Source organism: Mesobacillus subterraneus (assembly GCF_020524355.2).
Taxonomy (GTDB): domain Bacteria; phylum Bacillota; class Bacilli; order Bacillales; family Cytobacillaceae; genus Mesobacillus; species Mesobacillus subterraneus_C.
Genome location: NZ_CP129019.1, coordinates 2726308 through 2742106, shown reverse-complemented (window position 1 = coordinate 2742106; position 15799 = coordinate 2726308). Strand labels below are relative to the sequence as shown.

Sequence of the window (15799 nt, the reverse complement as noted above, 5' to 3'; positions counted from 1 at the left end):
GATATCCTTATAGAGGTGAAAAAGCTTACATAAGGGTAAGATACTGCAAGAACGATACCCTTATAGAGGTGAAATACCTTGCATAAGGATAAGATACGGCAAGAACGATACCCTTATAGAGGTGAAAAAGCTTACATAAGGGTATGATTCCGCTTTAGAGCTTACAAAAAGCCCGCATGTACATGCGGGCTTTCATTTTACATACTACGTTCTTTTTTCACCTGTCTGAAGAAAAACACTTCATAAATGACTGGAATCAAAATCAATGTCAGCAGGGTAGACGAGGTAAGTCCGCCAATGACGGTTACTGCCAGCCCTTTTGAAATCAATGTACCTGATGAAGTGGTAAGCGCCAATGGGATCAATGCTGCGATTGTCGCAAAGGCTGTCATCAGGATTGGGCGGAGCCTTGTAATACCTGCTTCTACAAGCGCCTCGCGGATAGGCATCCCTTTTTCTGTCCGGTTCTGACCAATTCGGTCTACCATAACTATTGCATTTGTCGTAACGATACCAATCAACATCAGCAGTCCGATCATGACACTTACTGACATTGGCTCATCGGCAATCCAGAGGCCAAGCAGGGAGCCGATTGGCACGAAAATCAAAGAAGAAAGGATAATGAACGGAATCCTTGCCTGACCGAATGTAATCAGCATGGTCAAATACACAAGTCCGATAGCTACGATCATTGCGATACCTAGCTGAGTGAAGGTTTCGATTGTCTCATCACTGCCTCCTCCGCCCTCTAGGGAAACACCATCAGGTAGGTCGATATCGTTTTGGACACCATTTATAACGGTATTCGAAACGGTTCTAATATCATTTGAATCAATTTGTGCAGAAACTCGGGCGAATATCTTGCCATCTAATTTCTGGATTGAAGTGAATGCTTCCGTTTCCGTGATATTGGCGATTTCGGTAATTGGAACCGGTCCTTGTTGGGTAAAGATGACGGTATTTTTAAGATCTTCGATTGTTTCGGACTTTTCATCATAGGTGATGGAAACACGTCGCTCTTCACCGCCAAGTTTCATTAAGCCAGCATCAACGGGCTTTGTTTTATCTGTGATTGTACCAAGGATTTGGAATCCTGAAATCCCTAATTGTGCAGATTTTTCAGGGTCGATGTCGACAATCACTTGTTTTTGCTTCTCGGAAAAATTATTAGAAACATATTTTAAGTCATCCTGCTTCATCATGTAATCTTCCACCCGCGCAGCCGCGTCCTGCAAGGCGGTCAGATCAGTAGAGTACAGGTCAATGTTGACATTACTATTTGATGGAGGTCCGCCTGTAGATTGCTCCTGGATGCCGATTTTAGCATCAGGCTCGATTGATAGAACGATTTCCTCCATTTCTTTTTCCAGCTCAGGTATAAACTCTGAAACACTTACACCGTCTCCAAGACTGATAAAATAGTTTGCCTGGTTCTGGCGTTTAAGACCAGTTTGGAAGTCCCGGCTGCCGATTCCAACGGTAACATCATTAATTTCTTTTTGCTCTGCGAACATGTTCTCGACCTCTACAGAGACTTCATTTGTCTTCTCAAGCGTCGTCGAAGAGGGCAGCTGGAAAGTAGCGACTAATAACTTTTGCTCCTCATTCGGGATGAATGTGAACCCAAGTCCTTTGACAAGGAACCCAGAGCCAGCAAGCAAGGCAATGGACAGGAAAATGACAAGGGCTTTATGGTTCAGCGACCATTTGATTGAAGCTCCATATGCTCTTTGCAGCGCGCCTTCTTTCTCTTCTTTCGGCACCTTCTTGAATGAGAATTTTGCAAGGATAGGGACGATTGTAACGGCTACAATTAATGATGCGAGCAAAGAAAATACAATAGTTAGAGCAAAAGGTAGGAAAAATTCCCCGGTAATTCCTCCCACAAGTCCTAATGGCAAGAATACAACAACTGTGGTTATAGTTGATGATGTGATTGCCTTAAGGATTTCCTTTGTGGAATCCTGGATCAAATCATCGGTCATGGCTTTATTCGTTTTCCGGACTCTGCGGAAAATGTTCTCAATAACAACAATACTATCATCCACTACACGGCCAACGGCTACTGCCATTCCGCCAAGTGTCATGATGTTCAATGAAATGTCCAGCTGATTCAAGAATATGGACGATATCAATAGAGAAAGTGGAATCGATACAATCGCAATAATCGTCGCCCTGAAATTCTTAAGGAAAATAAGTACAGCGATTGAAGCGAACAGGGCTCCGAGCAAGCCTTCTTTAACCAGTGTATTTACCGATTTTTCAATTCCTTCAGCGGAATCGAAACCAATTGCGTATTCGAGACGGTCATCATAGCTGTTAATAACCGCTAAAACCTTCTCTGCAACTTCGACCGTATTTGCATCCTGCTTTTTCGTGATAGCCATAGATAAAGATTCTTTTTCATTGTATCGTGTGATCTCAGGTTTTTCGGTTACTACCTCAATTGACGCAATATCCCCCAGCTTAACTGGTGGTGCATTAGGCACGAATTTTGACTGTATCACCAAGTTTTCGAGTTCATTGATTTCTTCAATTTTCTCCTGGACCCTTACAGGAACCTGGATTTCGTTTTCAGTAAGATTTCCAGCAGGGAAGCTGAATTTCTTAGCATTGATTGTTTCTTTAATTTCATTCAAGTTAAGGCCAAGTTGAGTTGCTTTATCCTGGTCAATGGTAATTTGAAGGATATCTTCTGTCATGCCTCCAACTGAAACACTGTTGATTCCCTGAATTTTATTCAGTTCAGGAATGATTTCTTCATTTACAAGATTTTCGAGATCCTGATTGTCTTTGGCGAACAATGAGATATTGAAAATAGGAAATGTACCAAAAGAAAATCGGTTTACATTTGTCTGTACATTTTCAGGAAGGCCTGCCTCCTTGATGAAGGAATTGACCTGCTGTTCAGCATCATCCAGTTCGGTGTCAAAAGGAAATTCTAGATTGATGATTGAGATGCTTTCAAAAGAAGAACTCTGCAGTTTCTTGAGTCCATCAATTCCCTTGAATTTGGTTTCTAGCTTCTCTGTCACTTGCTCATTTATATCCTGAGGCGATGCCCCTGGATAAATGACTTCAACAGAAAGTTGTGGGAACTCGATATTCGGCAGTAAATCGACCTTCAGGCGAGTGAAGGAATACAATCCGCCGAGTATCAATAAAAAGGAGATGATAAAAACTGCAAAAGCATTTTTAAGACTGAATCTTGTCAAAAAACCCATTTGGTTTACCTCATTTCTTTCATAGTTATTCTCTTATTCTATATGTCTTCTATGTAGATTTCATTTTTTAAGTGTAAAAATTTCAAATAGTTTTTTCGGATTGGTGTTTATCTCGTGTAAAAAGCCTTGTTTGCTATGCCGTCCGTTAAGTAATTCAAAGATGAAAAAAGTAAAAAAAGGTCCGGATTTACTCCGGACCTCCCATGTTATTATTTTCGTTTGATGATAATTTCTTCATTTTCAATTACTGCTTTCAATTCACTTGAACCCGGCTCTTCAAGGATGAAGTCCGCGACGGAATCCTCTAGCTGTTCCTGAATCGAGCGGCGTAAAGGGCGTGCACCAAACGCGGGGTGGTATCCAAGCTCAGCAAGCTTTTTCTTGACTTCAGCTTCCACCTCAAGGCTGATGTTCTGCTCTGAAAGTGTCTCCATCAGTTCAACTAACATCAAGTCGACAATTTGAAGAAGATGCTTGTTTTCAAGTGCCTTAAATTCAATGATGCTGTCGAAGCGATTCAGGAATTCTGGCTTGAAGAAGCCTCCAAGTGATTCAAGGATATTTGATTCTTTGACAGCTGTGTTCTGGTCGAATCCTACCTTGATTGTTCTGAGACCGACTCCAGCATTGCTTGTCATGATGATCACAGTATCTTTGAAGCTTACTGTGCGACCCTGGCTATCAGTCAGGCGGCCATCCTCTAGGATTTGCAGGAACATGTGCTGTACATCAGGATGAGCTTTTTCGATTTCATCCAACAGAATGATGCTGTATGGATTGCGGCGAACCTTTTCGGTCAGCTGCCCTGCTTCATCGTGGCCTACATATCCAGGGGGTGAACCAATCAGTTTGGAAACGCTGTGCTTTTCCATATATTCGCTCATGTCTAGACGAACCATTGCATCTTTAGAGCCAAATAACTCTTCTGCCAATGCTTTGGTCAATTCTGTTTTACCAACGCCTGTTGGCCCCACAAATAGGAACGATCCAATTGGGCGGTTCTTTGATTTCAGGACAGCACGGCTGCGTCGGATTGCTTTAGCTACTTTCTGGACAGCTTCCTCCTGGCCAATCACTTTGCCATTAAGGTTTACAACAAGGTTCTTCATCCTTGCTTGTTCATCTTCCTGAAGTTTACCCACAGGAATTCCAGTCTTCTTCTCGATGATTTCATGGATATGCTGGACTGTTACCACAGGGCGTACTGCATTACCATTGTCACTGATTGCTTTATCCAGCTTTGCTTCTTCATCACGCAGCTTTGCTGCTGTCTCATAGTCTTCCTGCTTCAATGCTTCTTCCTTTTCCATTGCGATTTCAGCAAGGCGGCTTTCGGCATCATTCTGATCTGTGTAGTCAGAAGCAAGATTAAGCTTCGAGCCGGCTTCATCCATTAAATCGATTGCTTTGTCAGGAAGGAATCGATCCTGTATATAACGATGTGAAAGCTGTACACATGCCTTGATTGTTTCTTCGGAAAAATAAACCTGATGGAAATCTTCGTACTTGGACTGTATGCCTTTCAGGATTTCGACAGTTTCATCAGCTGATGGCTCGAGGACATGTACTGGCTGAAAGCGTCTCTCAAGCGCAGCATCCTTTTCAATCTGACGATATTCTTTAAGAGTTGTCGCACCAACTACTTGCAGTTCACCACGGGCAAGAGCAGGCTTCAGGATATTGCCTGCATCCATGGATCCTTCTGCAGACCCTGCACCAACAAGCTGGTGAACTTCATCAATGAACAGAATGATATTTTTACGAGTCTGTAATTCAGAAATAAGCTGTTTCATTCTCTCCTCAAATTGGCCGCGAATTCCTGTATTGGAGACCATAGAGGCAACATCCAAAAGATAAACTTCCTTGTTCTTGAGCTTGTCAGGAACAGCACCTTCAACAATCTTAAGCGCGAGTCCTTCAGCGATGGCTGTTTTACCTACACCAGGTTCACCAATAAGGACAGGGTTATTTTTATTTCTCCTATTTAAAATCTCGATAACTCGTTTAACTTCTTCATCTCGTCCAATTACTGGGTCAATCAAGCCAGTCTTTGCGATTTGGGTCAAATTTCTCCCGTATTGATCGATAAAGCCATTTCCTCCGCCAGCTGGTTTCGTAGCAGCATTTGAAGGGGGATGGTTAGGGTTGTGATTATTACCTGAAAACTGTTTGAACATATCGTTAAAAGGTGAACCTCCAAATCCGGAAAGTCCGGACATCGGATTGCCAAAGGAAGCACCTAATTTCTCTTTTTCTGTTTGATAGCAATCTTCGCAGAGCATTAAATGCTTCTGATTACCGTTTAAATTTAACCTTAACTGAATATTTGCGTGTTTCTCCTGGCAATTTTGACAAAGCATTTAAATTCCTCCCTAAAAAATATTAATTTAGATCAAAGGTTTATTTTGACTTTGACTATCTTTGATCAATTTACTCTTATTATAATTTGACCTTATTTGACTTTCAAGAATTTTGATTGTGGTAATTTTTTGTAAATATTCCGATTGTATCCTCTTTAAAAAAGCTCGTCATGGTTTGTCTATCCTTACATATATTGAGAAGGAGGGAGGGGAACGGTTTGAAGACGAATTGGGGTGCTGCCTTTCAAATCGCTGCTGTTTATGTTGGTACTGTTGTGGGAGCCGGTTTTGCGACGGGAAGGGAAATTGTTGAATTCTTTTCTCGCTTTGGCATAGTTGGATTGGTTGGGGTTTTCATGGCCGGATACATTCTTACATATCTGGGTGCAAAATTAATGCGCATCGCAGCAGCTATCGGGGCCCAATCTTATGAAGAAATGAATGTACATTTATTTGGGGAATTTTTTGGGAGAATCATCAATATAATGATGCTGTTTATGCTGCTTGGAGTTTGTGCTGTTATGCTTTCAGGTGCAGGAGCCGTTTTTGAGGAGCAGCTTGGATTGACTAAATCGCTGGGGATTTTTATCACGATTGCATTATCACTTGCCGTTATGGTCGTCGGATTGAAGGGTGTTTTTGCTGTTAATACCTTTGTTGTTCCGATGATGATCTTATTCAGTCTGATCTTATTGTTTTTGTCAGTCAAGTTGCCAGGCTTCATAGAACAGGTCGTTTTTATTCCATATGCAGAGGATGGCTGGAAGGCCGTGATCGGACCATTTTCTTATACAGCCCTGAACCTGTCGCTTGCCCAGGCGGTGCTGGTTCCTGTTGCAGCAGAGATGAAGGACGATAATACTGTAAAATGGGGAGGGATCCTCGGCGGGATTGCGCTGACTTTAATCCTGCTTTCAAGCCATTTGACCTTAATCATGCTTCCCGGGTTCGAAACATTTGAAATACCGATGGCCGTCGTCATGAAGCAGTTAGCTGCAGGTCTTTACTGGATTTTTGTCCTTATTGTTTATGGAGAAATCTTCACATCTGTCATCGGCAATATATTTGGGCTTGAAAGGCAGATTCAAAAATATATCAAGCTGCCAAGTCTGCTAGTTGTCTCACTGCTCTTTTTAATTTGTTATTTCATCAGCTTGATTGATTATGGAACACTTCTTTCAATCTTGTACCCATTTTTTGGCTATATCAGTTTGATTTTCATTGTGTTGTTGTGGATGAAACCAGTTCATGGGAATAAATAAAAAAGAAGGGGAATAGCCCCTTCTTTATTTATTTATTTATTATTTATTCTCTTTCATGATCGTCTTGGCCATTTCCAGGAATGCGTTGCGGTGGTCAGCATCTTTCTTTTGTGAATATAGTCAGCTTTAAAGGCTGTTCCTCATTTTTTATTAAATAAGTAGTGACGATGTCTGATTCACTTTTCGTTTCCATTGCCCAGGCATTGCTGAAGAATGGGTCCTCTGGTGTTTGTGTTTCTTTTACCTCGGAGCCTACAGCAGCAAGTTGTGCTTTTGAATTCTCTTCAACTAAAGTCCACTCTGAGTCAACTGGAAGCAATTCTATCCTCATGAACACACTATCGTCTTCAGTCCACATCAGTACATCTTTGTTGGGTTCCTCTGCAGTCAGTTCATATTGAGACAAAACATACATGGAGTAGTTTTGATTATCATTGTACTTCAAAAAACCAGTTTCTTCTTTTTGTTCGCCATTTACTGTATAAGCAATGTTTTGCTCCATGATCCGGATTAAGCCCTCTTCTTTATTTTTCAGGTCTGATGTCTTTTGCTCTTCTTCATTTTTTTCTGGCGCAGCAGCTGGCTGGGCTGCAGGTACCTTGTCTGTTGTTGATTCTGAATCTTCCGGAGAGCCACAGCCTGCAATGAATAATGCTGATAATCCAATGATTGTAAATGACTTTGCTAATTTGTTCATGTCTAATTGCCCCCTGTCATTTCGTATGGTGAATTCTACAATTTTAGACGGAATATAATAACGAAAGTTACAAGACTTGTCGCATTTACAAAAATATCATGGGCAAGCCGATTGGGCAATAATAAAAATGACCCATATGCCAATGATTGGCATGGGTCATTTTAGGTTAAAAGTTTAGCTTAGAGGAATGAATACAAACAATAATAAATCAAAGACGATGTGAGAGACAATAACGAGTGGCAAACTCCGCTTCCATGCGTATAAAGTGCTCCACGCTAGTCCAGCAATAATTGCTGCAAGTACGAGAATGAACTCTCCGGAATAAAAATGGACAGAAGCATATAACATCACTGAAAGCCCGATGGACACTTTCATACTAAAGTATTTGCTAAGTCGTTTTTGGATAAACCCCCGCCAAAAGATTTCTTCTCCAGGAGCCAGTATTAAGACCAGTACGAGATAATGCCAGAATAATTCAGGTGAGAACCTACTGTACAGACGTGAGATTTGATTCGCTATAGGTAAATTGAGCATCTCGATCAGAAAGCTGCCGAGCCAAAAGAAGCCGAATAAACCGAGTCCTGAAGCAACTCCAACCGTTAAATAAGTTAGTGTGGATGTATTGTCCTCAATTTCTTCGTGTATGATGGAATAACTGATCAAAACCAGCATCGAAGCTGTGAATATATACCAGAATACGTCTTTATCCTCGAAGGTAAAAAATAGGAGAAGATGAGCGATCAAAATACCAAGAATTAATCTGCGATCCGCCATCCAATTTTTCATTATTCATAAAACCCCTTTCCAGAAACAAAATTTATTGTACCAAAAAATTCGTTAAATTTGTAAGGAAATGATTTCTTCAAGATGGGGCATGGTAATAATGAACGAAAATTTGAATGGAGGGAAGATCATGTCTGAATCAAAGCGCGAGAAGGAGCGGAATTGGACAGTACGAAAGCAGGATCAGCACCCGCATGGCAAGGTAAAATCCTTTAAGGAACTTGCTGGCAAGGATAATAAATAATAAGAAGAAAAAAGCAGCTTAGGCTGCTTTTTTTCTGGAATTACATATATTAATAGGCTGTTTCTTTAACAATTTTATAGTTTTTATGATTGATGACGGTGCGTTGATCGAGCTCTAAGTCCCGGAAATTGTTCATATATGTTAAATCAACAATAACCGAGTTTTCATTGACCTTTTCCACAACACCTTGTAGTCCTTCTTTGAATTCGATTACATTTCCAACATCGGCTTTCTTCAAATAAACTCGCTCCTTCGTTATATTTCGAATTACTAACATTTTGCCTTAATTTTCTCCTAGCGTAAAGGAAAATCGGTGCTAAATTTCAAATGTTCACGAAATTTTCATTTTATAAAAGTTAGAAAATTCAATTTATAAAATCTATTATATAGAATAATCTTATTTCCATCCAGTGGAAATCCGAAATGTACTTTTTTAATGAGTAAGAAAGTATCAAATTTTTGTACTTAGATTAGTGTCCAGCCCAAGCGCCTAGCCCCTCTAGTCACTTCGGTCCGCTCAGGTTAAGTCAAGAACGACTTCACCTGTTAGCTCTCCAGTGCTTGTCGGGGTTGCACAAGGCGCTTGCGCTTTTCTAATTCCCATTTTTTAAATGTAAAAACAATTGGGTTTTGCAATTTGAGCAATAGGAGATAAAATAGTTTTTAACTTAAGAAACTGGGGTGGTTTATTTGGATAAGGAACAGGCTGTCCGAATGCTGGAAAGTTTGAAATATAAAGAAGTAGAAGAAATCTTTGTTTCAAAACAGGATTTTATGATATTTCGTGAATTTCTGGTGACGAGGGATGACTTTAAACATTTTAGGGGAGTCGCTCAAAGAGGTGGAGATGTCATTTTTCGATATGTGGATGAGGCGAGGAGTTAATCAGGGAAAACTGTGGGGCTTATGTAAATTTTACTATCCCTTATAGTGGAATAGTAGTAAAATATTAACACAGACTGATGAGGTGATGGATGATGGGAACTGCGTGTCTTGAAAAGATAATGGAAGAAATCGAACACAAACGTAAAGAGATGATTTCAGCCGCTAAGGAAACAGGGTTTCTAAGCGTTCAGACCATATCAGCAAGCCAGGAACTTGATAAACTTTTAAATATATTTCACGGAGAACTACATATTACTTCAAAAAAATTTTAAGGGAGCACTAAAAAAGTGTTCCTTTTTAATTGGATAAAATTGGTTGAAAATTCACTTTTTTTTGTTATGGTGTTAAACTTTTCTTGAGTGTTTTATAGAAAGAAACCAAATTTCACTCACAATGGGAGGAAAAAGGAATGGAATTGGTAAACAAATTAGAGCGACTTAAAATAGAAATTAGTAAAAATGTAGTCGGACGAGAGCATGAAATAGAGATGATGGTTATCGCGCTATTGAACAATGGCCACATTTTGATGGAGAGTGTGCCAGGAACAGGGAAAACATTGCTTGCTAAAACATTTGCAAGGGGTATAAGCGGCGATTTTTCAAGAATCCAATTTACACCGGATGTTTTGCCAAGTGATATTACAGGAATACAGTTTTTCAATCCAAAGCTTCAGGATTTCGAATTGAAGCCAGGGCCAATTGTCACTAATATTCTTCTTGCAGATGAAATAAACCGTGCAACACCGCGAACACAATCAAGCTTGCTGGAGGCGATGGAGGAAAACCAGGTAACGATTGATGGACACACGATATCCTTGAAATTCCCTTTCCTCGTTATTGCAACTCAGAACCCTGTAGAATCACAGCAGGGAACATTCCAGCTACCGGTTGCTCAGATGGACCGTTTCTTTATTAAGCTGTCTCTTGGGTATCCAGAAGTGGATGAAGAGAAGGAAATGATTAAGAAACATCGATTTGGGACTGCAACGACAGAGGTTAACTCCGTACTTAGTGAGGAGGATATCCATTCTATAAAACAGGAACTCAGGAATGTAAAGTTAAGTGATGTGGTTGAAGAGTATCTATTGCAAATCACCCGCAAAACAAGGAATCATCCTTCTATTGAATTAGGGATCAGTCCTCGGGGAACGCTTGCTTTAGTAAAGGCTGTCCAAGGAAGGGCTCTTATAAAGGGGCGCAGGTATGTAGTTCCAAATGATGTTAAGGAGATGGCACCATTTGTATTAGGTCATAGAATATACCTATCTGCGGATGCTTCGTTGACGATGACATCAGAAAAAGTAGTCGAAGATATGCTGGAATCAATTCCGCTTCCAGTTGAAGTTGAGGCATAAGCCGATGCAATGGAAAAAAATCGTCATTGAGGACCGTTTCCTATCCATATTGGCGTTTCTCGGAATCCTTTTAGTGATTTCAAGCTTCTACATAAATTCCTTGCTGATGTTTGGAGCTGGCCTGCTGATTATTTTTATTGCTGCTGGAAATTCTTATTATCTGAAACATATTGGCGAAGGGTTCATTTTTGATAACAGTAGAAAGCGAAATCGTTTTTTTATCGGAGATAAGGGAGAGTGGAGCCTGGAGTTCATTAATCAGGGTCTGCCGATCATGAAAGGCAATCTCTCCATTTTTTTTGACAGTGCCGTTGTCCCAGTATCGGGTGAGTATCATATCCATTCGTCCAGGGTTGATATAAGCTTGCCATTTTCGATGGGGCAAAGAGAAAAAATAAACATCAAAATTCCTTTTATAGCTGAAAAGCGGGGATTATCTAAAATTAGAAAAATGGAGATTCATATTCCGCATTTCTTTGGGTTCGGCGATACAATTCTCGAGTTCTCTGACGTTATCAATATTGAAGCTCTAGTCTATCCTAAGGCTATTTCAGTGCGTAATATCGAAAAACATAAGTCAGTTAAGCCTGGACACAATCCATCCAATTTCTCACTTTTTGAAGATCATATGGAGCCAATCGGAACAAGAGATTATCTGCCTACAGACAGCTTCAATAGGATTAACTGGAAAGCAAGTGCAAGGAAAATGAGATTACAGACGAAAGAATTTGAACGGATCAATGAGGCAGGTGCGATTCTATTCATCAACGTTAGTGACGGCTATTCAGTGACTAGCGAGCTGGAATTTTTGATGAGCAGCACAGCAGAAATGGCATACTTTTTCCATAAGCAGAATATTCCTTTCTCGCTCTGCATGAATATCAGGTCTGCAGGATTCACACCATTTACTTATCTGCCATTAGGGTCTGGCAAGGATCATCTGCAAAAGTTGCTTGATTTACTGGCAATTGCTGACTTCCATTCGCCAACTATTCCACATCAGCAGATGCTGTTTTTTTATAAAAGGCATTTACCGATTGCACCAACCATGATACATGGAGGGAATCGTTCTATTGAATCAGATGGCTATATCAAGGAATGGTTAAGAGAGGGAGTCCAATTGTCAGAGCTGCAAAAGCATAACGAAAGTGCCTTCCTGGAACCATTTAAAATGAAGTTGAAGGATGTGGCGGGCAAATGACAAGCAGGGTTCTAAATGTCTTTTTTCGCTTTTATATAGAATGGATCTTTGCAAGCCTCATTCTTGTGATCTTTCATTTACTGTCCTCCCAACAAATGCCGTTAGTTTCAACCATGGGAATAGCTGCTGCAGTATCCATCCTTTTTACCATTCTGTTGGAGATGAAGCCGAATCTTGCAAAGCCTTTGTATATTCTGGTCATCACCCCGCTGCTTTTCGTGATAGGTAGCTTAAGTAATCTGGAGAATTTTTACACGGGGATTATGGCAATATTGATTTTTTGGAGGGTACTTAAATTCCATCAGGATTCAACGAGTCATTCAGAAAGTGTATGGCTTGTCATTACCTTTCTGATTGGTGTGTTCGTATCACCGCTTGCTTATTTTTATGGAGGGTCCTATTTAATCCAGGTCGTGTTCCTTTTAATCTTTCAGCTGCTGTTCATATTATCGGGGCAATTTTTGCTGAAGTGGATGGATGTGGAACAGGATTCGAAAAGGAGATTTGCTGTCTTCTACTCAAAGCTGCTGGGTTTTATATTGCTCCTGGTTTCAGTATTAACGTTTGGAAGAGACCTTCTGAAAGAAATCTTCTTTATTGTCCTTCAGGTGATAGGCTGGACACTTTCTCTCCTGCTATATCCTGTATTTTCCTGGATAGCTTCTCCTGCTATGCAAGCCAGGGCCAATAAAGTATTTTCCGGACAATTGCCCAATATTGAAAATGACACACAAATCGAGCAGGCCAATCAGGTTTTTGATACTCATTTTTGGGGTCCTATCCTGTTTGCAGTGATAATTGGAATTGGTTTTTACCTAATCTATAAAAAATCAAATGTATTCAGGAGTCAGCCTGAGGAAGATACGGTACAAGCCGGGACCACTACCACAGCCTATGTTAATGGTCCAGCTGGCAAAGGCCTGCTTTCAAGAAGGCGCTAGCAGTACCTGAAAACCTTATAAGGAAGGAATTATTTGAGCTTGAAAAGTATGCCCATAAAAAGGTGTTGGGAAGGCTTCCACATGAGGACGTCATGGAATGGTTCGACAGAATAGGCATCCATTATGACATAAGGACTATCCAGACATACGAAAGAGTAAGGTATGGAGAGGATTTGGATGAATGTATGGATGGATGGTTTAAGGATGAAATCAAAGCAATAAAAAAACAATTCAACAAACTAGAAAAAATTAGAAATGAAGATAATGTAACAGGGTTAAAAGATAACATAAAGAAAATCTTTCGACGATAATATAACCTTTTGTCACAATTTAGATAAAATGAAAACGTTTTATTGAAAAAAATGCTCTAAACCGTTAAAAATCAAGGTTTTTTCATTGTCTAAGGCTATCCGAAATGCTATTCTTTTGTGTGGGATGCCAATCCGAATTTCTGCGGAAATGATTGGAAACAATATATGGTGTGAAAGAACAATACAAATGGGTAAAATACAAATATCATTTTAGCGGCCTAAAGTTTTGACCTTTCGCTGAATTGAACCATTTAGTTTGGAAGGCATCATGTATGGTCATCTTAATCATCTATTTAAAAGGAGAATGATATAGTATGGTACAAAAACAATTCAAGGTTATCGCTGAAACAGGAATTCACGCACGTCCTGCTACGATGCTTGTACAAGCTGCAAGCAAGTTCGATTCAGAAATCCACTTAGAATATAAAGAAAAAAAGGTTAACCTTAAGTCAATCATGGGTGTAATGTCATTAGGAATCGGTCAGGGAGCAGATATCACAATCTTTGCTGAAGGAAGCGACGAGCAAGAGGCTCTTAATACACTTGAAGAAGTTCTTAAAAAAGAAGGTTTAGCTGAATAATGGGCTTTCTCCAGGGAATTGCCGCTTCAAACGGCATTGCAATCGCGAAAGCCTACAAGCTTGTTGAGCCGGATTTTTCTTTTGAAAAAAGAACAATAGAGGCTCCTGCTGATGAAGTTGCACGTTTCCAGACAGCACTTCAGAAGTCAAAGCTTGAGCTTGAAAAAATCCGCGATCATGCCGGAACCGCTTTAGGTGCTGATAAGGCAGCGATTTTTGATGCGCATCTTCTAGTATTAAGCGATCCAGAATTAATTTCACCCATTGAAGATAAAATCAAAACTGAAAACGTCAATGCAGAGCATGCATTAAAAGAAACGGCTGATATGTTCATCAACATGTTTGAATCCATGGACAATGAATATATGAAAGAACGAGCAGCTGATATCCGCGATGTAACAAAACGCGTATTGGCTCATCTGCTTGGAATCCAAATCCCGAACCCTAGCATGATAGCTGAAGAGGTAGTCATCGTGGCAGAGGATTTGACTCCTTCAGATACGGCTCAATTGAATCGCCAATTTGTAAAAGGCTTCACAACGAATATCGGCGGACGTACTTCCCATTCAGCAATTATGGCTCGTTCGATGGAAATTCCTGCAGTCGTAGGTACGAAGGCAGCTACAGAAGAAATCAATAACGGGGATCTCGTCGTTGTTGACGGATTGAAAGGCGAAGTTCATTTCAATCCAACTCCTGAAGTGCTTGAAGCCTACAAGAAGGTCCAGGAAGATTTCGAAAAGCAAAAAGCTGAATGGGCTAAGCTAGTGAATGAAAAATCAGTAACCGCTGATGGTCATCATGTTGAACTTGCAGCAAATATCGGTACACCTAAGGATTTAAAAGGTGTAGTTGAAAATGGCGGCGAGGGAGTAGGTCTTTACCGTACCGAATTCCTTTACATGGACAGGGACCAGCTTCCCACTGAAGAGGAACAATATACAGCATATAAGGCAGTGCTTGAAGGCATGGAAGGCAAGCCGGTCGTTGTCCGTACTTTGGACATCGGTGGGGACAAAGAACTTCCGTATCTGAACCTTCCAAAAGAAATGAATCCTTTCCTTGGCTTCAGGGCAATCCGTCTTTGCCTTCAGGAAGTGGATATTTTCCGCACACAATTGCGTGCTCTTTTGCGTGCCAGTGTACATGGCAACCTGAAGGTTATGTTCCCGATGATCGCTACTCTTAATGAGTTCAGGGAAGCAAAAGCAATGCTAGAAGAAGAAAAGGCGAAATTAGTTAAGGAAGGCATCGAGGTTGCTGAGCATATTGAGCTTGGCATTATGGTTGAGATTCCTTCTACTGCAGTCCTTGCAGACCAATTTGCTAAGGAAGTCGACTTCTTCAGCATTGGAACAAATGACTTGATTCAATACACAATGGCAGCAGACAGGATGAACCAGCAAGTATCATACCTGTATCAGCCATACAATCCATCAATTCTTCGTCTTGTAAAAATGGTCATTGATGCTGCACATAAAGAAGGCAAGTGGGCAGGTATGTGCGGTGAAATGGCAGGAGATGAAACGGCTATTCCAATCCTGCTTGGTCTTGGACTTGATGAGTTCTCAATGAGTGCTTCTTCCATTTTGAAAGCACGTTCATTGATCAGGAACTTAAATAGAGCGGATATGGAAAAACTGGCTTCAACCGTGCTGAATATGAGCACAACAGAAGAAGTAGTTGAAGCAGTAAACAAGGCAATTTCATTGTAACGAAATTGTAATATAAAAAATGTTTTGCACTATATATGGCGGGTATATATGAGTAAGCACTTTGGTTAGACTGAAAGTAAGCTAATCATTCTCATTTTCCCCCAGATTTGGCCGGCTGTTTATCAGCCGGCATTTTTTATGTTTAGGAAATTATAAAATTTTTTAGTGTTGAAAACTACATGTATTTTTTTAATCCAGCTCCAGCGCCTAGCCCCTCGAGTCGCTTGTCTAGTTTCGCCTC

The 15799-nt window shown here is 40.5% G+C and carries 15 protein-coding genes; 10 read left to right on the top strand and 5 right to left on the bottom strand.

The annotated features are described in order from the left end of the window. Nucleotides 1-197: 197 nt before the first annotated feature. Nucleotides 198-3224: an efflux RND transporter permease subunit gene (locus tag LC048_RS14315; protein WP_226600345.1), complete on the bottom strand. Its 3027-nt coding sequence runs from the start codon at nt 3222-3224 to the stop codon at nt 198-200. A 209-nt stretch (nt 3225-3433) separates the two neighbouring features. Then, a complete protein-coding gene (locus LC048_RS14310) occupies nt 3434-5584 on the bottom strand; it encodes an ATP-dependent Clp protease ATP-binding subunit (RefSeq protein WP_306047968.1) in 2151 nt (716 codons plus the stop codon). A 218-nt stretch (nt 5585-5802) separates the two neighbouring features. Between LC048_RS14310 and LC048_RS14305 the strand changes: the two genes are divergently transcribed. Next, nucleotides 5803-6846, top strand: a complete 1044-nt coding sequence (locus tag LC048_RS14305; protein ID WP_226600347.1) for a YkvI family membrane protein — start codon at nt 5803-5805, stop codon at nt 6844-6846. A gap of 94 nt (nt 6847-6940) precedes the next feature. Here the strand turns inward: LC048_RS14305 and LC048_RS14300 are convergent, their stop codons facing one another. Both LC048_RS14300 and LC048_RS14295 read right to left on the bottom strand, forming a co-directional pair. Beyond that, the gene (locus LC048_RS14300) at nt 6941-7543 is read right to left on the bottom strand and encodes a hypothetical protein (RefSeq protein ID WP_306047967.1); all 603 of its coding nucleotides are present in this window, start codon (nt 7541-7543) and stop codon (nt 6941-6943) included. A 174-nt stretch (nt 7544-7717) separates the two neighbouring features. Further along, a complete protein-coding gene (locus LC048_RS14295; protein WP_226600349.1) occupies nt 7718-8329 on the bottom strand; it encodes a CPBP family intramembrane glutamic endopeptidase in 612 nt (203 codons plus the stop codon). A 127-nt stretch (nt 8330-8456) separates the two neighbouring features. Between LC048_RS14295 and LC048_RS14290 the strand changes: the two genes are divergently transcribed. Then, complete coding sequence (locus tag LC048_RS14290; protein WP_226600350.1) at nt 8457-8570, top strand: DUF6254 family protein; 114 nt, start codon at nt 8457-8459, stop codon at nt 8568-8570. 49 nt (nt 8571-8619) lie between these two features. Here LC048_RS14290 and LC048_RS14285 read toward each other — a convergent pair whose 3' ends face one another. Then, complete coding sequence (locus LC048_RS14285; RefSeq protein WP_102262010.1) at nt 8620-8808, bottom strand: YkvS family protein; 189 nt, start codon at nt 8806-8808, stop codon at nt 8620-8622. A 452-nt stretch (nt 8809-9260) separates the two neighbouring features. Between LC048_RS14285 and LC048_RS14280 the strand changes: the two genes are divergently transcribed. The 8 genes from LC048_RS14280 (at nt 9261) to ptsP (ending at nt 15558) form a co-directional block, all read left to right on the top strand. Next, entirely contained in the window at nt 9261-9455 is a 195-nt protein-coding gene (locus LC048_RS14280) for a hypothetical protein (RefSeq protein WP_226600351.1), read from the top strand. A gap of 89 nt (nt 9456-9544) precedes the next feature. Continuing rightward, complete coding sequence (locus tag LC048_RS14275) at nt 9545-9727, top strand: aspartyl-phosphate phosphatase Spo0E family protein (RefSeq protein WP_226600352.1); 183 nt, start codon at nt 9545-9547, stop codon at nt 9725-9727. Between the two features lie 137 nt (nt 9728-9864). After that, nucleotides 9865-10809, top strand: coding sequence for an AAA family ATPase (locus LC048_RS14270; protein WP_226600353.1), 945 nt, complete (start codon nt 9865-9867; stop codon nt 10807-10809). Between the two features lie 4 nt (nt 10810-10813). After that, a complete protein-coding gene (locus LC048_RS14265; RefSeq protein WP_306047966.1) occupies nt 10814-12010 on the top strand; it encodes a DUF58 domain-containing protein in 1197 nt (398 codons plus the stop codon). Next, on the top strand, nt 12007-12951 hold the full coding sequence (locus tag LC048_RS14260; RefSeq protein WP_306047965.1) for a hypothetical protein: 945 nt from the start codon (nt 12007-12009) through the stop codon (nt 12949-12951). The genes LC048_RS14265 and LC048_RS14260 overlap by 4 nt, the downstream gene beginning before the upstream one ends. A 92-nt stretch (nt 12952-13043) precedes the next feature. Further along, nucleotides 13044-13262 carry a hypothetical protein gene (locus LC048_RS14255; protein ID WP_306047964.1) on the top strand — a complete coding sequence of 73 codons (219 nt, stop codon included), beginning with the start codon at nt 13044-13046 and terminating at the stop codon, nt 13260-13262. A gap of 314 nt (nt 13263-13576) precedes the next feature. Beyond that, nucleotides 13577-13843, top strand: a complete 267-nt coding sequence (locus tag LC048_RS14250; protein WP_226600356.1) for a phosphocarrier protein HPr — start codon at nt 13577-13579, stop codon at nt 13841-13843. After that, on the top strand, nt 13843-15558 hold the full coding sequence (gene ptsP, locus LC048_RS14245; RefSeq protein ID WP_226600357.1) for a phosphoenolpyruvate--protein phosphotransferase: 1716 nt from the start codon (nt 13843-13845) through the stop codon (nt 15556-15558). The genes LC048_RS14250 and ptsP overlap by 1 nt, the downstream gene beginning before the upstream one ends. Nucleotides 15559-15799 lie beyond the last annotated feature (241 nt).